We start from the raw sequence: 21,246 nt of genomic DNA on the forward strand, positions 1-21,246 counted from the left end.
CGGCGGGTCCATACCTCGTCGGGTTTGGACTCGATCCGTGCAAGCACGCGCGTACGGAAATTGCTGTCAGGCTCAACCAAGGACATGTCCGAAATATGCGACAAGTTTCGGACAAAGGCGTGAACCTGCTGACATCTGAACTTGGCCCCGTCAAAATCGACTAGTCGAGCTCTATCCAAGCCGGCGCATGATCGCTGGGCTTTTCCCACCCTCGCGTCCCAACATCCACGCCGGCATCGCGAAGCCTGGGCGACAACGATGGACTGACGAGCAGATGGTCCATTCGCAGGCCAGAACTCTTGTCGTAGCCGCCGCCATAGGAGTGATTCCAATAAGTATAGACCCCCTTCTCCGGGCGGATGCGCCGGACCGCATCGATCCAGCCATCCTCAAGCATCTCGGCATAGGCTTGCCGGCTCTCGGGGAAGAAAACCGCATCGCCGAGCCATCGTCGCGGCACCACGGCGTCAATCGGAGTTGGAACGACGTTGTAGTCTCCACACAGCACTGTCGGCGCTCCCGCTTTGAGCAAGTCCTGGCCGTGGCTGATCAAGCGGTCGAACCAGCGCAGCTTGTAGTCGAACTTGGGACCAGGCGCTGGATTCCCATTGGGCACGTAGAGACAGCCGACAACGAGCCGGTCCACCTGGGCTTCGATGTAGCGGCTGTGAGTGTCATCAGGATCGCCAGGCAAGCCGCGCCGGCGTTCAACCGGGTCCATCCCTCGAGTTACAATGGCCACTCCGTTGTAGGATTTCTGGCCATGCCAGATGGCGCCGTACCCCGCCTCGCGGATGGCCTCGATCGGAAATTTCTCGTCGGACGTTTTTAGTTCCTGGAGGCAGACGATGTCGTAGTTGGTGGCCGAGAGCCACTTGAGGAGCACGGGCAGCCGTCCATTGACACCGTTCACATTGAAGGTGGCAATCCGAACCATTTGTCGTGGCTCATTTCTTTCCGAGTTTGTCCTTGACCTTCTTGCGACTGTTGCCGACCGATTTCACGGCCGATTTGACGTCGGCTTTGCTTGCCCCACTCTTGCCCGCCTCGTATTTCACCTCATGATTCTGCCCGCCAGCGACCTTTGCGCGGTCCTGGCTGCGCCCGCGAGTTGTTTGAGTAGCGGCCATTTCTTCCTCCAAGGATTACGTTTCGATTTCCCAACAACGCGGCCGGACTCTTCCGGTTCAATTCATCGGCGCGTAGTGTGGAACTGAAAGTCAGGGCCGGCTATTGGATCGAACTATGTGTTCGGGTTCCGCATGCCGGCCGTAGAGGCCGCCCTCTACCCGGACATTACCCCCTGCCTCAGTTTCGTCCGTTCCAGCGCTGCGCGCTGATCGACGACATACCGGTCCATACGGGAATGACGAAGTGCAGGTGAAATGAATAGGAGATCGCGGCGATCTCTCCTCGATATACACATGGCGAGGCGAGCGACCGCGAGAAGCACGAATGTCCTCTTTGGAAATCCGGTACCCATCCGGTGAAGCAGCCTTGCTGACATAGGCTGAAGGGCTGCAAGTTCTAGTGCCAGCACTAGGAGTAGCCCTATGACGAAGCATCAGATTGAAGTGATCACCTCGGTCGAGCGGCGCCGGCGCTGGGCCGGAGGAGAAGGAGCGGGTGGTCGGCGCGACATTTGAACCGGACGCCAATGTTTGGAGCTTGCGCGATCGGCCGGCATTCAAGGATCGATGACGGACGCTTTGATCGCATTGGTAGCCGCGGCCACAGAGCGCACGGGACTGCCGCTCCCGGGTCCAGCGGCTTCACTTCGTCCAAGTTTTCAGGCTCTCTCACATTCTCCCGAGCAGCCAGATCAGCCCAGCGTCCGGCTCGGCCTCAGTGCTGCTGGTACCTGACGCCCTTTCGAGGGCGCAATGGATGTTTCGCAAAGTCGAGGTGCATGACTATCATAGTTAATTGTAACTGCTGGTAACCTTGCGTAACCGGTAGCCATCAGTAGCTTTTGAGCAGAGAACGGTATGTTGTATCCTGGTCGTTTTTTGGGGCCGAGCGATATTGTTATGCTTGCCCACGTTTGTCACTCCGTCTGCAAAGAGCGCGGCGTAGCCCCTGCTTCGAACGAAGCAGCGCGCATTGCTGCGCACGTCCTCAGGCTCTTTATGAACGGCCTGACTGAGGAGGATGAACTGCTCGATGCTGAGAGGAACTGGGCTCGACGGCTCGACCCGTCATACCTGCAGAATCCCGTCAATTACGCTGAGACGGAAGAGGCCGCGTAATCCCCAGGCGCTTGTCAAAGGTGAAATTATGTCGGTCGTGCAGACCGATTAGATCAATCACCAGCCGCGAGCTCCGGATCGGCCGGCTCAAATCATTGGACGAAGATGCGTTGCCGCTAACGGGCAAAGAACTCTGCTAGCGGTCAATTGGGTGGGCGAAATTCTGTGGGCCCACAACGCCAGCAGGATCGCCTCGTACGCACTGCCGATCTCCCAGTCGAGGTAATTTCGGCTGTCATAGCCGATGATTTGCTCCATTGCTTCCTTATCTCGGGCATTGAGAGCTCTTGGGTTCGCGGTCAATCGGACCTCCTGCGCAACCAGCCGCCCAGCCATTCGCCATCCCGTGGAGAAAATTCGCCATCCCGTGGAGAAAAGATGACATGGCGGCCCTCCTCGGGCTCTCTCGATCGGACCAAGGAGCCTTATCAGGCCGAGGCGGTTCGGACGTTTCACGCGCCTCGGAGAAGTCGAATGACCAAAGACCGTCCCCGTTCATTGTCCCGACGTGAAGTCATGGCGGCAGCAGGAGTCGGAATAGCGGCCGGCGTCTCGGGTACGGCCAGCGCCCAGCAAACAACGACCAAAATCTCAGAGAACGGACCCGCGATGCAAGATCCCCGCTCCAAGTACCCGAAGCCGCCATTCGAAGCACAGACGCAGCCCTGGCCCGGCCTGGCACGCGACATGAAGCCGAAACCCGACCACGGAGAGACCAGCTACAAGGGTTCAGACCGGCTTGCGGGTCGCAAAGCTCTGATCACGGGAGGCGATTCCGGTATGGGCCGGGCCGCCGCTATTGCTTATGCGCGCGAAGGAGCGGATGTCGCGATCAACTTCTATCCGTCGGAAGAGCCCGACGCGAGTGAGGTGATCCAACTTATACGAGATGCCGGCAGGACCGGAGTCGCGCTTCCCGGCGATTTGCGGGAGGAGGCTTTCTGCCAGAAATTGGTTGCCGACGCCCTGCAGCAGCTCGGCGGGCTCGATATCGTCGTCTGCAATGCCGGCCGGCAGCAGGCGAAACCCTCCATCCTCGACATAACGAGCGAGGACTTCGACGCTACAATGAAGACCAACATCTACGCGCCGTTCTGGATCATCAAGGCGGTGCTGCCGCATCTGAAGCCAGGATCCTGCATAATCGGAACGACCTCGGAACAGGCCTACGATCCTTCGCCCGAGCTCTACGACTACGCTCAGACCAAGGCCGCGACTATGAACTACGTGAAGTCGTTGGCGAAGCAGCTCGGACCTAAGGGTATTCGCGTAAACGGCGTGGCCCCGGGACCGATCTGGACGCCCCTGCAGATAAGCGGCGGCGCGTCGGAGGAAAAATACAAGAAATTCGGCAGCACAACTGCGTTGGAACGGCCGGGTCAGCCGGCGGAACTGGCCTCCATCTATGTGCAGTTGGCAGCCAACGATGCAAGCTTCGCAACCGGAAATATCTACGGGTCCGGCGGCGGCCAGGGGCAGCCATAAGCAAACAAAGGGGCAAAGGTGATGCTCCCAAGCGGATCCTTCATCACCTCGTCGCCCGCAAGATCCGCTGAGCGGCTGAGCGATGCCATCAGCTCCGCCTGCGGGGATATTCGCCGTGCAGGAGGAACATTTCGCGAGGGGGGCAGTTTGCGATCTGTGTCTTCCACTTCCACGAAACAGGTGCGAAATGACCGTTCGCGAGCTTTTAGAGCAGATCAAGGATTTACCGCCGGACGCTGGTCTGCAGCGCCGAAGTGGACGAAGCCTTTGGCATGAATCCTACTGCGGTAGAAATCGTTGACGACGCTCAAATTGGTAGCCGCAAGTCCGATGGCACCGAGGCGATCCAACTGGGCGGCGGGAGAGATAAGGTGATCGTCATTCGCTGGTGAGGCGCCGAGGGCAGCTTCCGTTCTTCAATAGAATTCACGTCAGCCATCGACGGCAAAGGCAAAACCGAGTTTGGAAGGAGCTTTGTCATGGCCATGCAGTCGAAAGCGCCGGCCTCGTGAAGCGCAGAAGGAGACCGTTCAGCGGGTGACGCACGAGTACAACCACGGCCCGCTATCGCGCCTGGAACTGGAAAGCCCGAAGGGAAGGGGGCCCGGTCTCATCGATGCTCTCAGCACGAAGGGGAATGTCGGCGGCATGATATGTGTTTCGCAGGACAGACCACGTTCCGTGATCCGGCCCCGAGGGCTATCGAGCTTCACACAAACCTTTGAACCCGGTCGGGCAAGCGCGGGATCGCCTGGCGAGGGATGCCGAGTTCGGGACAACTTGCAAAGATCGCAGCTTTCTCTTCACCGAACTGGTCTCATCTCTGCTTCGAATGATGCGAACCCGACCGGGCGCGAGCCAGTGCATGCTTCGTGTGTGGCACGCTCGACTTGAGCGCCGGTTGATGCTTTCCTATCTGGCTGGAGAGGCAAGGAATTGCATGGCAAGACTCGTTCGTCTCATAATCTGGCTGTTGATCGCGCCCGGTGACATTATCTCGATCTCGGATCGGCTTGGCGTTACCAAGGACCAAAACCGCGACCTTGTTCGCATGCTCTTCAATTCGCTCTTTTGGATATTAATCGTCATCATCGGCTTGGCGATCTGGACGTCACGAATGCCGGCGTTTGGCTCGCGCTAAGATATGGTAGTGTCTCGGCCGTCTAATCGCGGACCGAAATGCAAATTTGTATTGGGATGTCGTTTGCCGGGAGCACGGTCGAAATAAGCCTGCTGCTGCCAAGCCGTGCACGACGCGGACAAGACCGACGTAACTAGCCGCACGGGCAGTGGCCCTCCGGGAAGCGTATCCGTACGTTTCGCCTCCCTGCGATCGTTTGGCAGAGCAAGTAGCCAAGCTCGCAGCTATGGAAATCGATCAAGGATGACTGGTGAGTGGACAGTTCGCCCCCCGAAACTGATCTTTGACATCGCCACAAGGCGACTAAGCCATCGAGGCCGAGCCCTTGCAAATACGCATGAAGGCTTCGCCCGGAACACCGGCACCGTATCGGGATGAGGTCACGATTTGGTTGATCATAGGAATCGGACTTGCTGTCGATACAGGGGACAGCAATGATCATCGTCTACTCCGCTGGGCCATCGAAGGCTTAAAAGGCCGGTTGTCCAAGCCGTCGGCAGGAGATTGTCATGAAGAAGCATACTTCTCGTGAGGACACATCCGCCGTCCTGTCGAACATGGGCAGGCTGCTGCCCGATCTTGAGGCGCTCTACAAAGACATTCACGCCCATCCGGAACTGTCGATGCAGGAGACGCGAACAGCGGGCATTGCCGCTGAAAGGCTCAAGAACGCCGGTTACGAGGTAACAGCCGGGGTGGGCAAGACGGGTGTGGTGGGATTGCTCCGCAACGGCAAGGGGCCGACGGTGATGCTGCGGGCCGACATGGACGCGCTCCCGATCGCCGAGAATACGGGCCTCGCCTTGGCCAGCAAGGTCACGGCGACGGACGCCGAAGGGAACACGGTGCCGGTAGGGCATATGTGCGGCCACGACATGCACGTCGCCTGGCTTGTCGGTGCGGCCACGCTGTTGGCGCAGACGCGCAAAGACTGGAAGGGTACATTGATGGCCGTCTTCCAGCCTGGTGAAGAAACCGCCCAAGGCACCCAGGCCATGATCGATGACGGTCTGCTTAAACGCTTCCCCACGCCTGATGTCGTGCTTGGCCAGCATGTCATGGTCGGTCCCGCCGGCACCGTCGCCGGCAGCGCCGGGCCAATCACCTCCGCGGCGGACAGCCTTCAAATCCGGCTGTTCGGACGAGGGGCCCATGGGTCGATGCCGCAAGCGAGTATAGATCCCGCCGTTATGGCGGCATCCGTCGTCCTGCGACTTCAGACCATCGTGTCCCGCGAGGTTGCCGCCACCGATGCGGCAGTGGTCACGGTCGGTGTGTTGCAGGCCGGCACCAGTTCACGCCGGGCCTGATCACGGACGGCGGCGAAGTCACAGTCGAATCCACGCAGGAGTTCTTGCGCAACTACATGGCCGAGTTCCATATGTTCATCGCACGGGTCCTTCAGGTGCTTCCAAAGGATGCCTGATGTTGTCACGGAGCCCCTAGACGGCTGCGATCCGGAGGCTGAGGGAAGGGCGGCCTGCTTGCTGCCTTTCGCAACAATGCGAGAGTGATTGATGGCGGATGGCCCACACCGAAGATATCTTCAAGGGAACGGGTAACCCAGAAATGCCACTACGAAGGCATAGTCGTGGAAATGCACTACCACAATCTGCAGTGGCGTCTTTCGGTCGCATTGTGGTGCCGCAGTCAGCTCAATGCGTGGCCAGCCAATCCATAAACCCACGGTCCGTTTTCTTCCCGGTTCAGGAAGCGACGCCCTTTGGACATGGTCGTAACGGTTTCGGCAATGCCAAGGCCGCACTGCTCGAGAAACGCGGCAAACATGCCATCCTTCTCCCGGGTATCGACTCGGGCGAACCGTCCTGCAAGATTTCTCAGATGGACGGCTGTGAGATGGACCGCGTCCAGATCACTGCGCGCGACCATCGGGCCGATCACGTAGCCACGCCCGAACTCGCGACACATGGAGTAGCCGACGATCTCGCCGCCACGGCTCAAAGTGCAGATCGAGGCATCCGCTGAGAGCAATGCGAGCAGCCTCTCGCGGTTTGTTCCAAACGCGCGCGTATCCAGCTCGATGATCTCATTCAGCCTGTCGCTCGGCAGCGTCTGCAATTCACCTTCCAAATCAGCCATGGCCGGGAGTACCAGCGGAACCTCCCCCTGTCGCATATATACGATGGCCTCGGTCGTGAAGCCAAGTGAGACATAGAGAGGATAGGCGACATGGGTGGCGTTGAGCGCCAGATTGCGATCGCCACACTGCTCAAGCACTTGGTCCATAAGCCATCGGCCACCGCCTTGCGCTTGCGTGCGGGGCGTTGTGATCACTACGCCAATGGTGGCGAAATCGTCCCCTTGCGGAAACCACATCGCGCTGCCGAAAACCCGACCAATGCCGTCTACGGCAACAATGCCGCGGCCGGCGCGGCGCAGAATATCCCAGTCCTTTGGCCGATGCGGCCAGCGGACTGAGATCGACAGCGCGTGCAGCAACTCGACGTCAACATCATCGATGTCCCGCGCGACCAGTTCGAAAGACTTCAGGCGCACTGATCTCTGCATTTCAGTCGACCTGCTCCTTATATCCAACTCGCGAGCACGTCCTGTCGTCGCTGACGGTGCCGCAGCCGTCTTTTGCCTTATGATTACACCCGAAAGCCAGCAGGTTTCGCTGGTTCCGGGCCAATATTCGAAATCTTCGGCCAAAGCATAGCTTCATTCGGCACGGAATGCTCTCGCCTGCTGCCACACTTGTCGCATCCAGCGAACTGCGAGTGGAGCGGCGCCCGGTGAATGTCGAAGAAATTCTAGCGACGCTGATCGCGTTCCCCTCGGTCGTGGGCTCGCCCAACGGCGCGATCGTCGACTGGGTGCGTGAATATTGCGAGGCGGCCGGAGCAGAAACGACCGTCCTTTGCGGCCCCGAAGGCGACCGGTCCAACCTGTTTGTCACGATCGGGCCGCGGCGTGCCCGCGGCTACATCTTGTCGGGCCACCTGGATGTCGTGCCGGCCGGTGAGCGGGAATGGAACTCGGATCCCTTTGTTCTGCGCCAAGATGGTGCCAGGCTTCATGGCCGAGGCACCTCCGACATGAAGGGCTTTCTTGCCTGCGTGCTGGCTGCGCTGCCGCGGCTTGCGGCGACGAACTTGCAGCGGCCCATTCATCTCGCATTCTCCTATGACGAGGAGGCGGGTGCCCGTGGTGTGCCGCATCTCATCGCCGCCCTGCCAAGCCTGTGCGAGAAGCCGCTTGGCGCGATTATCGGTGAGCCGAGCCGAATGGAAGCCGTGCGGGGGCACAAAGGCAAGGCGGCCGCGCGGCTCGAGGTGATAGGCAGGTCCGGTCATTCTTCACGGCCCGAGCTGGGACTGAATGCCGTGCATGCAATGTCAGGTCTCGTCACGCAGATCGTGGCCTATGGTCAGACCCTTGCGGATGGGCCGTTCGACACGGATTTCGCGCCTCCATACTCGTCATTGCAGGTTGGTGTCATCGCTGGCGGCCAAGCCGTCAACATCATCCCTGATCGCTGCACCGCCGATATCGAGCTCCGTGCCGTGCCGGGTGTTTCCCCATCATCATTGCTTGAGCCGGTAAAGGCCCAGCTAATCGCTCTCCGTGACAGCGGCTTTGACGTGGCGTGGCATGAGTTGAGCGCGTATCCCGGTCTTTCGCTCCCGCAGAAGAGTGAACTGACAACCCTTCTGGCCGAGTTGACGGGGCAAGAGCCGCTGCCTGCGGTAAGTTACGGCACGGAGGCTGGCCTCTATCAGCAGGCCGGCATCGACGCGATCATCTGCGGTCCCGGCGATATCAGCCGGGCTCATCGTGCCAACGAATATATCGAGATCGGCGAACTTGTTGCCTGCCGGAGCATGATCGAGCGTCTCGGCACGCGCCTAGCCGCATAGCCGGAGAGGGCGGTTTCATGGCTTTTCTTTTCAATTCCGACCCGGTGCGCGCAGCGGTCTTCCGCAAGGTTTTCGCACGCGAGCTCCCGGACGTCGAATTGTTCCACAGCAGCGAATGTGTCGACCCGGAGAAGGTGCGCTACCTCCTGACTTGGACGGCACCAGATGACATCGCGCGCTATCGCAATCTCGAAGTGCTGTTTTCGCTTGGCGCCGGCGTCGACCAGTTCAAGCGTGAGAGCCTGCCTCAGCAGGTGAAGCTGGTGCGCATGGTCGAGGACGGCATCATTCGCATGATGCAGGAATATGTCGTTCTCGGCGTGCTGAGTCTCCACCGGGATATGGTGGCGTATCGTGAACAGCAGAAGCGCCAAGCGTGGCTCGGTCTTGCCGCTCCGCAAGCCGCCGAGCGCCGCGTGGGCTTTCTCGGCCTCGGCATGCTGGCGCAGGCGGCTATCGAGCGATTGCTGCCGTTTCGCTTTCCCCTCGCTGCCTGGAGCCGAAGCAGGAAGGAGATCGACGGCGTCACCTGCTTTTATGGAGCGGATCAGCTTGCCGGTTTCCTCGCGCGCACGGACATTCTCGTTTGCCTGCTGCCGCTGACGGAAGAAACCCGTGGCATCCTCGATGCGGCCCTCTTCTCCCGGCTGCCTGCCGGGGCGAGGCTGCTGCATGTCGGCCGCGGGCCGCAGTTAGACCAAACCGCCCTGCTTCAGGCTCTCGATAGCGGGCACCTTGATGCCGCAATGCTCGATGTCACCGATCCCGAGCCGCTGCCGGACGGCCATCCGCTCTGGCGGCACCCGAAGGTGATGATCACGCCGCACATCGCTTCCGTAACGCAAGCAGATTCCGCGGCGCAATCCGTCGTGGACAATATCCGGCGCCACCGCGCCGGGGAAGAACTGATCGGCCTCGTCGATCGGACACTCGGCTACTAACAGGGAAACATGACATGTCACTTCTGATCACGATCGACACAGATCCAGCCTTCGCGCCGAAGGAGGCATTGCCAACTCCAGAGCGGCTCATTTCGGGCAATCCATCCTTCAAGACGTGGGCGCAGGATGCCTCGAAAGGCGAAAAGGTCCTGACCGGCGTCTGGGAGGCGACGCCCGGCGAGACGCATTCGATCAAGGGCACTACCTGCGAGTTCTGCCACATCGTTTCGGGTCTCGTCGAGATCGAGGAGAAGGGCGGTGAGACCAAGACTTACCGTACCGGAGACAGTTTCGTGATGAAGCCCGGCTTTGTCGGCGTCTGGCGCACGATCGAAACCGTGCGCAAGATCTACGTCAGCGTTTACGACTGAGCTCAACGCTCAAGGTCCGGCCGAATAGCGCGCGCGGCGGTTCCAGAACAATCGACTTTCCAGATTCCGCCCGACGCGATTCGACGCGGTCGGGCGGCTCATTCTCGGCGAAAAATGCGGCGCGCTGTCGACTATTGTTCTGATGAAACCAGGTACGAGATGCCGAATGTCGCTGCAATGTTGAGCAAGCTGCGACCTTCGGTGCCCGTCGGTCTCCAGGAGGACCTCAATGAAGGCTTACACGATAGCGCACATCCCAGGCGACGGCATCGGCAAGGAGGTGACCGAGGCGGGATGGGACGTGCTGCAGGCTGCGGCAAAGCGAGGCGGTTTCGCCCTTGAGAATACAAGGTTCCCATGGTCGTGCGCCTACTACCTGGAAACCGGTGCGATGATGCCCCCAGACGGCGTCGAGATCCTACAGAAATTCGATGCGATCTACCTCGGCGCCGTGGGGTGGCCAGCGAAGGTGGCCGACTCCGTATCGCTTCACGGACTGCTCCTGCCGATCCGCAAAGGATTCACGCAGTATGCCAACATACGGCCGCACAGGCTGTTGCCAGGCGTTCGGGGACCCCTTCGCCGTGATGGTTTCGATATCCTGTGCATCCGCGAGAACACGGAAGGCGAATATTGCGGCGCCGGTGGGCGCATTCATACCGGCACGGCCAATGAGGTCGCGATCGAGACGGCAATCTTCACGCGTGCGGGTGTCGAACGGATCCTTCGCTTCGGATTCGAACAGGCGCGGACGCGCCGCAAACAGCTTGCATCCGTCACCAAATCCAACGCGCAGAGACATTCCATGGTTTTCTGGGATGAGGTCACGCGCGAGGTGGCGAAGGACTACGCCGATGTGGAGGTCTCGCAATACCACGTCGACGCCATTGCCGCCCGCATGGTGCTGGCGCCTGAAAGCCTCGACGTGATCGTCGCCTCCAACCTTTTTGGCGACATCCTCACGGATATTGGAGCGGCCATTCAGGGCGGGCTGGGTTACGCCGCCTCCGCCAATATCAATCCCGATCGCAGCGCGCCTTCGATGTTCGAGCCGGTCCATGGTTCGGCACCCGATATCGCAAATCTCGGTATCGCCAATCCGATCGCCGCGATCTGGTCCGGCGCCATGATGCTCGGGCATCTGGGCGAGCGGCAGGCGGCAGCCGAAGTGATGTCGGCAATCGAGTCCGCAACCGCACGCGGGATAGGCACGATTGCAGGCAAGGACAGGACTGAAGCAATCACGCAGGCCGTGCTGGCCGGATTAAGCTGAAAGAGCAGAGGAAAAGAACCATGAACGCAATAACGAAGATTGGTTTCCTGAAGGATGCGGACCTGTTTCGCCAGCGGGGACTCATTGGCGATGTCTGGCAGCATGCGCACAGCAACGCGACTGTCGATGTGATCGATCCGGCCAGTTTGGAAGTGCTTGGAACCGTACCCGACATGGGCCGGGATGAGACAAGGGCTGCAATAGATGCAGCGCAGGCAGCGTTCAAGGACTGGAAAGCCAGGACCCATGCCGAACGCGGAGCGCTTCTGGAACGCTGGCACAGCCTGATACGGGAAAATGAAGAGGACCTGGCGTTGCTGCTGACGCTGGAACAGGGCAAGCCTCTGGCGGAGGCACGCGGTGAAATCCGCTATGGCGCCTCCTTCGTGAAATGGTTCGCCGAAGAAGCACGCCGGATCGGTGGCTCGACCATTCCGTCGCCAACGCCCGACCGCCGCATTCTGGTGCTGAAGGAGGCCGTCGGCGTCTGTGCCATCGTCACGCCATGGAATTTCCCCAACGCGATGATCACGCGCAAGGTGGCGCCGGCGCTGGCCGCGGGTTGTACGGTTGTCATTAAGCCGTCGGAATTCACGCCATTCTCGGCGCTGGCGCTCGGCGTTCTGGCGGAACGGGCAGGTATTCCGGCCGGGGTGATCAACATTGTCACCGGCATGCCCACCGAAATCGGCAACGAACTGATGGCCAACGAGACGGTGCGCAAGATCTCGTTCACCGGCTCGACCCGCGTAGGAGCGCTGCTCATGCGTGGCGCGGCCGATAGCATCAAGCGGCTCAGCCTCGAGCTCGGCGGCAACGCGCCCTTTATCGTGTTTGACGACGCCGATCTGGGCAACGCAGTCGAGGGGGTGATCGCATCCAAGTTCCGCAATGGGGGTCAAACCTGCGTTTGCGCGAACCGGATTCTCGTGCAGGCGGGCGTTTACGAGGCTTTCGCAGAAAAGCTGAGCCAGCGCGTATCGCGAATGAAGGTTGGCGCAGGGACCGATGACGGCACTGAGATCGGCCCGATGATCAATTCGGCCGCGATCGACAAGATCGAGCGTCACATCGCGGATGCACAGGCGAAAGGCGCGCGGATCATCGCCCAGAGCGAGACGGTGCCGGACGGCAAGCAATATGCACGGCCCGTCGTGCTGGGACAGGCTACGACCGATATGCTGCTGGCATCGGAAGAGACGTTCGGCCCGGTGGCGCCGCTTTTTCGCTTCGAGACGGAGGAAGAGGCTATCGCGATCGCGAACGGTACGCCATTTGGCCTTGCTGCCTATTTCTATACGGAGAACCTCAAGCGCTCGTGGCGTGTGGCCGAGGCGCTGGAGTTCGGCATGGTCGGGCTCAACACCGGCCTCATCTCGACCGAGGTTGCGCCTTTCGGCGGTGTCAAGCAGTCAGGAGTGGGCCGCGAAGGATCGCAGCTTGGCATCGAGGAATATCTCGAGGTCAAGACCCTTCATGTTGGCGGGCTTAACTAGGAAGTAGGTGGAAACACCTGCAGCTTCCAAAGTGTTGGAACAACAAGAAAGGGGCGGTGAAAACCGCCCCTTTCTCCGTATTGCGACCGGTGATCATTAACGAGGTGGGGAGCGCCGCAGCTTGGCGACTGCACTGGCAACAGACGTTCAGGCGAATTCACGAACGGGCTCCAGCCCGACGGCGCCGGCCAGACCGCCGATGTCCTTGATCTCGGTGTATTCGTAGAAGGGGTTCGCGGGCTCGTGGCCGCGATTCACCCAGACCTTGCTCTTGATGCCAAGATCATAGGCGGTCATGAGATCGTAGCGGAACGAGGACGACACATGCGTAATGTCTTCCGGGCCGCAGCCGAGCTTGTCGAACATGTGCTCGAAGCCCTTCATATGCGGCTTGTAGGCGCCGGTCTCCTCGGCCGTGATGACCATGTGGAAAGGTGCGCCGAGTTTCTCCACGTTCGACATGATCAGGCTCTTCATGGAGTTCGACAGGATCACCAGCGGAATCTCCTTGGCGACCTTGGCCAGCCCCGCCGGTACATCCGGGTGCGGACCCCATGTCGGTATTTCCGCATAGATGCGCTGGGCGTCCTCAGGCCGGAACGTCACATTGTTGCGCTTGCAGGCGCGCTCCACGGAATTGTGCACGACCTCGCTATAAGGCTTCCAGGCGCCAAGAACCTCATCGAGACGATAGGCCGAGAAGTCCTTGATGAACTGCGCCGTCACGGTTGCGGATAGTCGCGCGCCATAAACGCGTCGCGCCGCGCCGGCCATGTCGAAGTTGGTCAGCGTGCCATAGCAGTCGAAAGTGATGTATTTCGGTCTGAACTGGGTCATGGGCGTCGATCCTTCCAATCTTTCGGCACTGCGTGCCTTTAACAGCGAGGATCATAATGAGAGCCGAACAAGACGAGTCGCCGCATTCGATGCGCCCCGAAGCAGATTGTTTCGTATCGCGGTAGAGCCTTGGCAGAGAGTTGCGCCCGAGACCGTTTCGGTCTGCGAGGGGAGCGCGATCGGCCCGCTGTCCGTCCGCATAACATGCGGCGCCGGCGGCAAAGGAAAGTCAAAACACCTATCGCTCAGCTCCTGGTCGGAAGGAACTGCTGTCTGCGGCAGCCTACCTTGAGCTCAGAGAATTCAGGCCCGGACTGAACCATGACCACGCAGCAAATTACGCTGGAAACGATGACATTCGCGCATCTGAGGGATGCTCTCGAATTGTCACGTCATGTTGAATGGCCGCACCGTCGTGAAGACTGGGAACTGATGCAATCGCTCAGCCAAGGCGTCGTTGTCCAGGAGGAAGGACGCGTGGTGGGGACGATCTTGATGACGCCCTATGGCGACGATGCCGCCACCGTCAACATGGTCATTGTCGATGCCGCAATGCGTGGTCGCGGGCTCGGTCGCAAGCTGATGGAGGAGGCGCTTGCCAAGGCAGGCGGGCGCACCTGCTATTTGGTGGCGACGCAGGAAGGGCTCGCGCTCTACGAGAAGCTGGGATTCGTCGCGACCGGCAAGATCGTGCAACACCAGGGCCTGGCGCCGTCTGTAGACGCACCGGCACATGTGTCATGGGGCAAGGACGGCGACCACGCGCGCCTTGTTGCTCTGGATCGCGCGGCGTTTGGTCATGACCGGTCGGCGCTCATGCGCTCGTTGCGCGAGCGCGCGAAGTTCGCCGTCGTTCGCGATGAAGGCAATGTTCAGGCGTTTGCCGCAGTTCGTCGGTTTGGCCGAGGGCTGGTGATTGGGCCGGTGGTGGGGAGGAAGCTTCACGAAGCGAGATGCCTGATCGACTTCCTGCTGGCCGACAGTGCGGGCGAGTTTGTCCGTATCGACACCGACGAATCCACGGCTCTCGGCGAGTGGCTCACCCGTCGCGGGCTGGCCCACGTCGGCGGTGGCATCACGATGCGACGAACCGCAGACGAGCCGAAGGTCGAAATCAGGTCACACCAAACTTATGCGCTCGTTAGTCAGGCGCTAGGCTGAATCGGAGGAAGAAATGCTGGCCAACTCATTGATCGAACTCGATCGTGCACATCTGGTTCACCCATTTTCAAGCTATCGGAGCCATGAAGAGACGGGCGTGCGGGTGCTCAAATCCGCCAAGGGCGCAACGGTGACCGAGGCAAGCGGGAAAACCTTGCTGGACGGGTTCGCGGGTCTCTGGTGTGTCAACATCGGATACGGGCAAGAAAGCGTCGTCGAAGCAGCGGCGAAGCAGCTAAGAGAGCTTCCTTATGCGACAGGATATTTCGGGCTAGGATCTGAGCCCGCCATTCGTCTCGCAGCGCGCCTTGCCGAACTGGCGCCTGGCGATCTGAACTATGTCTATTTCACGCTGGGCGGTTCCGACGCGATTGACAGCACGATCCGTTTCGTTCGCTATTACTACCATGCCAAGGGGACGCCGCGAAAAGACCAGTTTATCTCGGTCGAGTATGGCTACCATGGATCCTCTACGGTTGGCGCAGGTCTGACCGCGCTTCCGGCTTTCCATGCTGGCTTCGGCGTGCCTTACGACTGGCAGCACAAGATACCTTCGCACTACGCCTATCGCAATCCGGTCGGTTCCGACCCGCAGGCGATCATCAACGCATCGGTCGCGGCACTGCGGGACAAGATCGCCGAACTGGGTGCTGATCGCGTCGCGGCCTTCTACGCCGAACCCATCCAGGGTTCGGGCGGTGTCCTGGTTCCACCGGCAGGCTGGCTGAAGGCACTGCACGCCGTGTGCAAAGAACACGACGTCTTGTTCGTTGCCGACGAAGTCATCACCGCCTTCGGCCGCACCGGGCCCCTGTTCGCATGTGAGGAAGACGAGGTCGTGCCGGATTTGATGACCACGGCAAAAGGACTGACGTCGGGCTACGTGCCGATGGGCGCCGTCTTCATGACCGACCATGTTTACAATACGATCGCGGACGGGGCCGGCAAAACGGCTGTCGGCCACGGCTATACCTACTCAGCCCATCCGGTGAGCGCGGCGGTCGGGCTGGAATGCCTGCGTCTCTATGAAGATGGCTTGCTCGAGAACGGCCGGAAGGCCGGGAGGCGCCTGATGAAGGGCCTCCGCTCGCTCGCCGATCACCCGCTGGTTGGCGATATTCGCGGTCGCGGCATGCTGGCCGCGGTCGAACTGGTGACCGACAAGGCGCGCAAAACGCCGCTGCCGGCGGCGGCAGATCCGGGACGCCGCATCTTCGACCGCGCTTGGGAGAATGGCCTTGTCATTCGCGCCTTCAACAGCGGCATTCTCGGCTTTGCACCACCGCTCTGCTGCACGGACGACGAAATCGATGGTATCCTGGAACGCACCCGGATGACGCTGGATCAAACCCTCGAAGACAAGGATGTGCGGGCGGCGATGAAGGGCTGATCCTCGCCATCGCCGGAGCTCCCCCGTCCAGGCGGCAGACGCCGAGCGGGGACGAAGCAAACCCTCAGGGTGGTGCCGCATTCCGCCAGGTGCCAAGCAAGTTGCAGCTATGGGACCTCAGCAGAAGAAAACACCGGCGCGCGCTCCAGGTGTTCAGACCGCGGAGCGGCTTTTCATTTGTCGAAAATGACATCGAGAGGCAAATGGGATTTTACGATCGGTGACTTCAGCACGACGAAGCTGAAATATTTGTCGATCCCGATATCCAGTTCGAGCATGCGCTCCATGATCGTCTGATACTCGCTTATGCCCGCTGTGACGAACTTCACAAGATAATCATACCCGCCCGAAATCAGATGGCATTCGATGACGGAATCCACTTTCTGAACGGCTGTGAGAAACCTCGCGAAGTCGTTTTGTTGATGGTGCTTGAGCGTGACCTCGGTGAAGATCGTTAGAGTCTGTCCGAGCTTGGACACATCGATCTGGGCGGAATAGCCGGTAATGAAGCCTTCCGCCTGAAGCTTTTTCACCCGCATCAGGCAAGGGCTCGGCGAGAGGTTGACCAGGTCGGCAAGCTCGACGTTGGTGACCCGCCCGTTCTTTTGCAGTTGGGATAAGATCTTGATGTCGATCTTGTCGAGCTTCATCGCAAACCTGTCACACGTTCGAACTGCGGATCGTCCGGCAGACGGCGTCCGTCACGTCCTGCGTGGTCGCTGTGCCACCCACGTCCGGCGTCAGCACGCCCTCACTGGTCACTGTTTCCACTGCGCTCATCAACCGGACGGAGGCTGCGCTTTCGCCCAGATGTTCGAGCATCTGGGCAGCGGTCCAGAAGGTGGCGACCGGGTTGGCAATACCTTTGCCGGCGATGTCGAAGGCCGATCCGTGAATTGGCTCGAACATCGAGGGGTAGCGCCGCTCGGGATCAATGTTGGCGGTCGGTGCAACGCCGAGACTGCCCGCCAGCGCGCCCGCAAGGTCCGACAAAATGTCGGCGTGAAGATTGGTGGCGACGATCGTATCGAGGCTGCGAGGTTTGAGTGTCATACGCACCGTCATAGCATCAACCAGCATCTTGTCCCACGAGACGTCTGGGAACTCTTGCGCCACCTCGGCTGCGATTTCATCCCACATTACCATGCCGTGACGCTGCGCGTTGGATTTCGTAACCACAGTCAGGAGCTTTCGCGGCCGTGACCGCGCCAGCCGGAATGCATAGCGCATGATGCGCGTGACCCCGACGCGCGTGAAGATCGCGACTTCGGTTCCGACCTCCTCTGGGAGGCCGCGGTGGGCACGGCCGCCATGGCCGGAATACTCACCCTCCGAATTCTCCCGCACGATCACCCAATCCAGATCGCCGGGGCCAACGCCCGCCAGCGGCGAAACGATGCCCGGCAATATCCTGGTCGGCCGCACATTCGCGTATTGATCAAAGCCTTGGCAGATCGGCAGCCGGAGACCCCAAAGCGTGATGTCGTCGGGCACATCGGGAGCGCCGACCGCACCAAAGAAGATGGCATCGAAGCGCTTCAGTTGCGCCACTCCATCTTCGGGCATCATCCGGCCATTGGCCTTGTAGTAGTCCGAGCCCCAGTCGAAGTGCTGGACGCGCAGCTTGAAGTCGCCGCAGCGCTGCTGCAGCGCCTCAAGCGCCTGGAGACCGGCGGCGATCACCTCCGGGCCGATCCCGTCGGCAGGAATGGCGGCAATCTCGTATTCGCGCATCGTCACTTCCCTGTTTTCAGCACGGCTGCTCGCAGCCTTAATCTCGTGTGCGACCGATTGTTACCTGTAAGTTGATCTTCTCAGAATTCAGCGACCTTGCCCCACGCAGCGGTCTTCAGGCGTTCGGGCCTATAAGGACGCGGGTCGACAATAGGCTCGCTGCCTGTAATGATGTCGGCGATCATATGCCCCGCGCCGGGGCCAATGCCGAAGCCGTGACCACTGAATCCCGCCGCCAGGATGAAGCCCGGAATCCCCTCCACTTCACCGATCGCGGGAATGCCGTCGGGTGTACTGTCGATATAGCCCGCCCAGGCATCGGAGATTGCGACGCGCTGGAGTTCGGGGATCAATTCACAGGCTCTTCGATATGTCAGTCGAATCTGTCCCATGTCGGGCTTCGGGTCGAGAATCCGGTTCCGTTCCATTGGCGTAATATCGTCAAGGCCCCATTTGCGCAGGCTTTCATGGCCTTGGCGCCAGCCCTCGAAGGCGCCCGGGGCGAGATTGCGCCAGCGGCGGGCGAACATCGGGATAAACTCGCGGCTGAACCTGAACTGCTGCGGCGTTGGATCGACGCGAGCCCGCCCGCTGATAGCCAGCGTGTATCCACCGTTGCTGCGCCGCGTCAGCGAGACGCTCGCTGTATGCAGGGCATCGGGCAGGCCGCTTGCGCCTGGCGCCACGGCTAGAATGGATTGACGCACGGCAGCTTGCGGGAAGCGCATACCAAGCTGGTTGCAGAAGGAGGAAGCCCACGCGCCTCCGGACATGACCGCGGTCTTCGTACGGATGGTTCCCGCTTCCGTAACGACGCCACTGACCCTGCCAGCGCTCAACTCCAGCCCGCGCGCCGCGCAATGCTGATGGACGGTACCGCCGGCCGCCATGATACCGCGGGCGGCAACCGGCACTGCCTTGGACGGATCCGCCGTTCCGTCAGTCGGTGAGAAAACGCCGCCCTTCCACTTGCGTCCGGTCACCTTGCCCTTCTCGGTGGCTTCCTCCGCGCTCAGCACATGCGTCGTAACGCCCACTGTCCCGGCGAAGTCACGCCACTTCGCCCAGCCCGCCAGCTCATTTTCGTCTTGTGAGAGATAGAGGAGCCCGCACCGGCGAAATCCAGTGTTCTCGCCAGTCTCCTGTGCCACCTTCTCCCAGAGATCGAGGCTCTTGGTCGCCATCGGCAGCTCGCGCGCATCACGGTTCTGCTGGCGGCACCAGCCCCAGTTTCGACTGGACTGCTCGGCGGCCACCCGCCCTTTCTCGACCAGGGCGACGCTGAAGCCGCGGCGTGCGAGATAATACGCCGTGAACACGCCCACGACGCCGCCGCCGATCACGACGACGTCCGCCTCGCGGGGCAGGGAAGGGCTGCACTCGATGTGCATTAGCGGCGCGGGCATCTACGGGACTCCGGTTACTCTGAAGCATTCTAACCCGCGCCGAGAATAGACAGGCTGCGGAGTTGTGTGCCTGGACGGAATATCCTGCGGTTAGTGAGCCTTAGGACATGCAAATTATTGCGTGAAAAGCTCGCTGGCGTCCCACCTCACAGAGGGGAGGTAGGCTGAAGCCTCAAAGCCATCTCGTGTGAAGGGGCGTCGATTGCGTAAGCGGCCTATGGGGTCGAATCCCACGTGCCCGCATGGCAATCCGCGCCGTCGCTGGAGAAGACGTTGTCGCTGCGGCATTGCGGGGCCGGGCCAAGCAAGGCCTCGGCCGGTAGCGAAGCAGACGGCTTGATGTCGGCGTCGGCGAACAGTTGGACAAGGCCGGGCTTCGTCGGTTTGTCGCAAGCGGCTGCGCAGAACGAAAACCGCACGCCTGATCCGCTCTGGATCCGAAGCGCGGTGCCACATCCGATGACAACGCCCGCTTGCGGCCCGAGCACCAGCGGGCCGTCCCGGTCGCCGTGGGGATCAGCTCTCCTTCCACCACGACGATGGTTTCGATGTGGGGGAAGCTTGCGACTTCGAGCTCACCAATAAAGCTGGTTCGGCCCACGATCATCGAGTCCGGTCCTTCCCAGGCGATTTCGCGATGCCCCACCAAGGGGTCGTCCTTGCCGAACGCTGCCCTGCGGAAAGAGCTTGCAACGGGTGCGCCGTCGGCGCGATGCAGCACTATAGCCACGGTCATGATTGCTCTTGCGCCTTGCGTCATGATTTCACTGAAACCTAGCAGTCGGTTCCGTCGTGCTAAGCAGTCAACTGGGATCGCTCAGAGTGTGCGAGATCAGTTCCCGCGGGTGGGTAGCAGGGTAGAGCGGTTGACGTTGCCAGCAACACTTCACATCCTTCCTCGCCCAAGGCCACCGCACTGTGCTCAACGCCATATGGAACGACGATGAACTCTCCGGGTTCGATGATCTCTTCACGGTCACGAAATTTCATGAGCAGGCGTCCCCGGTGAACGAAGAACAGCTGATCGTCGTGCTGCCGAAATGACCAGTTAGAGCTTCCCTTGAACAGGGCGACCTGGATTTGCATGTTGTTGACATGCACCTCGACTTTAGGCTCCCAAGGCGCGTGCAGCCCGGCAAACTCAATTGACAAATTCTTCTTGTGAATTGGCGAAAGGTGCTTGTTCAGGGCAGCGACGTCGCGAATGATCGCGGTGAGTTGGCTTGGTAGGTCATTCCCATTGGCCGGGTACTTGCCATCCAAAGCCGCAGTCCCAATCGTAAAACCAGCTGCGCCTGCGCTTTGGACGACTGCGATTCGTTCAGGGGTGTCGATCGAACCTGCAATGTAGACAGGCTTGGTGACCGCAGCGCAGACAGCCTTCATCAACTCGGGCACGTTCTGCGCCGAACGGTATGCCAGCAGGTCCAGGCCATGCACTCCATCGCGCCCTGCAATCGTCTTGGCACTTTCGACAATTTCGTCGATGGCGCCTTCAAGCACGCTCGGATGACCGGCAATCCGACCCGGAAACGGGAAGTACTGGATGCCGGTGTCCCTGAGGATCGGCAGCACATCGTCGACCCGCGTGCCACCAAGAAGAACGTCAACGCCGATTGCGGCAGCTGCCTTTGCCGAAGCAATTTCGCTTTCGCGGTCCAGTGACACGACTTCCAGATAGGAAGTTGCACCGCCCGTCCTGATGGCTGCATTGAGGCCTTTCAGCTGCTCGATCGGCACGCCGATGTCTTTGAACCCGATGTGCCGCACGCCAAAGCTGAGCGCGGTTTGAAGTTGCTGCGACGCGTCCGGAACCGTGCGGTCATTGCGCGTAAGCATGAAGATAAAGCGTAACCCCATCGGTGGTGGTTCCTTTCGAAT

General features: G+C 60.4%; 20 protein-coding genes and 1 pseudogene. 12 read left to right on the forward strand and 9 right to left on the reverse strand.

The window, feature by feature from the left end; all coding sequences use genetic code 11:
• Positions 1-160: 160 nt before the first annotated feature.
• The 3 genes from xth to FJ973_RS08920 form a co-directional block, all read right to left on the reverse strand.
• A complete protein-coding gene (xth, locus tag FJ973_RS08905; protein WP_140523301.1) occupies positions 161-937 on the reverse strand; it encodes an exodeoxyribonuclease III in 777 nt (258 codons plus the stop codon).
• A 10-nt stretch (positions 938-947) separates the two neighbouring features.
• On the reverse strand, positions 948-1,130 hold the full coding sequence (locus FJ973_RS08910; protein WP_140523303.1) for a DUF3606 domain-containing protein: 183 nt from the start codon (positions 1,128-1,130) through the stop codon (positions 948-950).
• Positions 1,131-2,336: 1,206 nt separating this feature from the next.
• Positions 2,337-2,552, reverse strand: coding sequence for a hypothetical protein (locus FJ973_RS08920; RefSeq protein ID WP_140523309.1), 216 nt, complete (start codon positions 2,550-2,552; stop codon positions 2,337-2,339).
• Between the two features lie 171 nt (positions 2,553-2,723).
• On the opposite strand from FJ973_RS08920, the gene FJ973_RS08925 reads away from it, so the two are divergent.
• The 5 genes and pseudogenes from FJ973_RS08925 to FJ973_RS31310 form a co-directional block, all read left to right on the forward strand.
• Positions 2,724-3,734 (forward strand): SDR family oxidoreductase, encoded by a 1,011-nt coding sequence (locus FJ973_RS08925; protein ID WP_140555432.1) that lies wholly within the window; start codon positions 2,724-2,726, stop codon positions 3,732-3,734.
• A 254-nt stretch (positions 3,735-3,988) separates the two neighbouring features.
• The gene (locus tag FJ973_RS08930) at positions 3,989-4,126 is read left to right on the forward strand and encodes a hypothetical protein (protein ID WP_224656193.1); all 138 of its coding nucleotides are present in this window, start codon (positions 3,989-3,991) and stop codon (positions 4,124-4,126) included.
• A gap of 512 nt (positions 4,127-4,638) precedes the next feature.
• Entirely contained in the window at positions 4,639-4,875 is a 237-nt protein-coding gene (locus FJ973_RS08935) for a hypothetical protein (RefSeq protein ID WP_140523311.1), read from the forward strand.
• Positions 4,876-5,498: 623 nt separating this feature from the next.
• Positions 5,499-6,185 carry an amidohydrolase gene (locus FJ973_RS08940; protein ID WP_318013174.1) on the forward strand — a complete coding sequence of 229 codons (687 nt, stop codon included), beginning with the start codon at positions 5,499-5,501 and terminating at the stop codon, positions 6,183-6,185.
• Positions 6,167-6,301: pseudogene (locus FJ973_RS31310) on the forward strand (ACP phosphodiesterase); the annotation flags it as partial. The gene FJ973_RS08940 and the pseudogene FJ973_RS31310, both read left to right, overlap by 19 nt.
• Positions 6,302-6,525: 224 nt before the next feature.
• Here FJ973_RS31310 and FJ973_RS08950 read toward each other — a convergent pair.
• Positions 6,526-7,404 carry a GNAT family N-acetyltransferase gene (locus FJ973_RS08950; RefSeq protein WP_140523314.1) on the reverse strand — a complete coding sequence of 293 codons (879 nt, stop codon included), beginning with the start codon at positions 7,402-7,404 and terminating at the stop codon, positions 6,526-6,528.
• A gap of 227 nt (positions 7,405-7,631) precedes the next feature.
• On the opposite strand from FJ973_RS08950, the gene argE reads away from it, so the two are divergent.
• The 5 genes from argE (at position 7,632) to FJ973_RS08975 (ending at position 12,837) form a co-directional block, all read left to right on the forward strand.
• Positions 7,632-8,756 (forward strand): acetylornithine deacetylase, encoded by a 1,125-nt coding sequence (gene argE, locus FJ973_RS08955; RefSeq protein ID WP_140523316.1) that lies wholly within the window; start codon positions 7,632-7,634, stop codon positions 8,754-8,756.
• A gap of 17 nt (positions 8,757-8,773) precedes the next feature.
• The gene (locus tag FJ973_RS08960) at positions 8,774-9,697 is read left to right on the forward strand and encodes a glyoxylate/hydroxypyruvate reductase A (protein ID WP_140523319.1); all 924 of its coding nucleotides are present in this window, start codon (positions 8,774-8,776) and stop codon (positions 9,695-9,697) included.
• A gap of 14 nt (positions 9,698-9,711) precedes the next feature.
• Positions 9,712-10,068 (forward strand): cupin domain-containing protein, encoded by a 357-nt coding sequence (locus tag FJ973_RS08965; protein WP_140523322.1) that lies wholly within the window; start codon positions 9,712-9,714, stop codon positions 10,066-10,068.
• 229 nt (positions 10,069-10,297) lie between these two features.
• Positions 10,298-11,341 carry a tartrate dehydrogenase gene (locus FJ973_RS08970; protein WP_140523325.1) on the forward strand — a complete coding sequence of 348 codons (1,044 nt, stop codon included), beginning with the start codon at positions 10,298-10,300 and terminating at the stop codon, positions 11,339-11,341.
• 20 nt (positions 11,342-11,361) lie between these two features.
• Positions 11,362-12,837 (forward strand): NAD-dependent succinate-semialdehyde dehydrogenase, encoded by a 1,476-nt coding sequence (locus tag FJ973_RS08975; RefSeq protein WP_140523327.1) that lies wholly within the window; start codon positions 11,362-11,364, stop codon positions 12,835-12,837.
• Positions 12,838-12,984: 147 nt separating this feature from the next.
• On the opposite strand, the gene FJ973_RS08980 is transcribed toward FJ973_RS08975, so the two are convergent.
• On the reverse strand, positions 12,985-13,674 hold the full coding sequence (locus FJ973_RS08980) for a haloacid dehalogenase type II (RefSeq protein WP_140523330.1): 690 nt from the start codon (positions 13,672-13,674) through the stop codon (positions 12,985-12,987).
• Between the two features lie 321 nt (positions 13,675-13,995).
• Between FJ973_RS08980 and FJ973_RS08985 the strand changes: the two genes are divergently transcribed.
• Together FJ973_RS08985 and FJ973_RS08990 are read left to right on the forward strand one after the other, a co-directional pair.
• Positions 13,996-14,835: a GNAT family N-acetyltransferase gene (locus FJ973_RS08985; RefSeq protein WP_140523333.1), complete on the forward strand. Its 840-nt coding sequence runs from the start codon at positions 13,996-13,998 to the stop codon at positions 14,833-14,835.
• Between the two features lie 13 nt (positions 14,836-14,848).
• Positions 14,849-16,225 (forward strand): aspartate aminotransferase family protein, encoded by a 1,377-nt coding sequence (locus tag FJ973_RS08990; protein ID WP_140523335.1) that lies wholly within the window; start codon positions 14,849-14,851, stop codon positions 16,223-16,225.
• 173 nt (positions 16,226-16,398) lie between these two features.
• Here the strand turns inward: FJ973_RS08990 and FJ973_RS08995 are convergent, their stop codons facing one another.
• The 4 genes from FJ973_RS08995 to FJ973_RS09015 all read right to left on the reverse strand — a co-directional run bounded on the left by FJ973_RS08995 (position 16,399) and on the right by FJ973_RS09015 (position 21,225).
• Positions 16,399-16,875 (reverse strand): Lrp/AsnC family transcriptional regulator, encoded by a 477-nt coding sequence (locus FJ973_RS08995; protein ID WP_140499549.1) that lies wholly within the window; start codon positions 16,873-16,875, stop codon positions 16,399-16,401.
• 10 nt (positions 16,876-16,885) lie between these two features.
• Positions 16,886-17,959, reverse strand: a complete 1,074-nt coding sequence (locus FJ973_RS09000; protein WP_140523338.1) for a tartrate dehydrogenase — start codon at positions 17,957-17,959, stop codon at positions 16,886-16,888.
• Between the two features lie 80 nt (positions 17,960-18,039).
• Complete coding sequence (locus FJ973_RS09005) at positions 18,040-19,365, reverse strand: FAD-binding oxidoreductase (protein WP_140555434.1); 1,326 nt, start codon at positions 19,363-19,365, stop codon at positions 18,040-18,042.
• A gap of 795 nt (positions 19,366-20,160) precedes the next feature.
• Complete coding sequence (locus tag FJ973_RS09015) at positions 20,161-21,225, reverse strand: cupin domain-containing protein (RefSeq protein ID WP_140499543.1); 1,065 nt, start codon at positions 21,223-21,225, stop codon at positions 20,161-20,163.
• Positions 21,226-21,246: the final 21 nt, after the last annotated feature.

The organism is Mesorhizobium sp. B2-1-3, from assembly GCF_006442495.1.
In the GTDB taxonomy this organism is placed as follows: Bacteria; Pseudomonadota; Alphaproteobacteria; order Rhizobiales; family Rhizobiaceae; genus Mesorhizobium.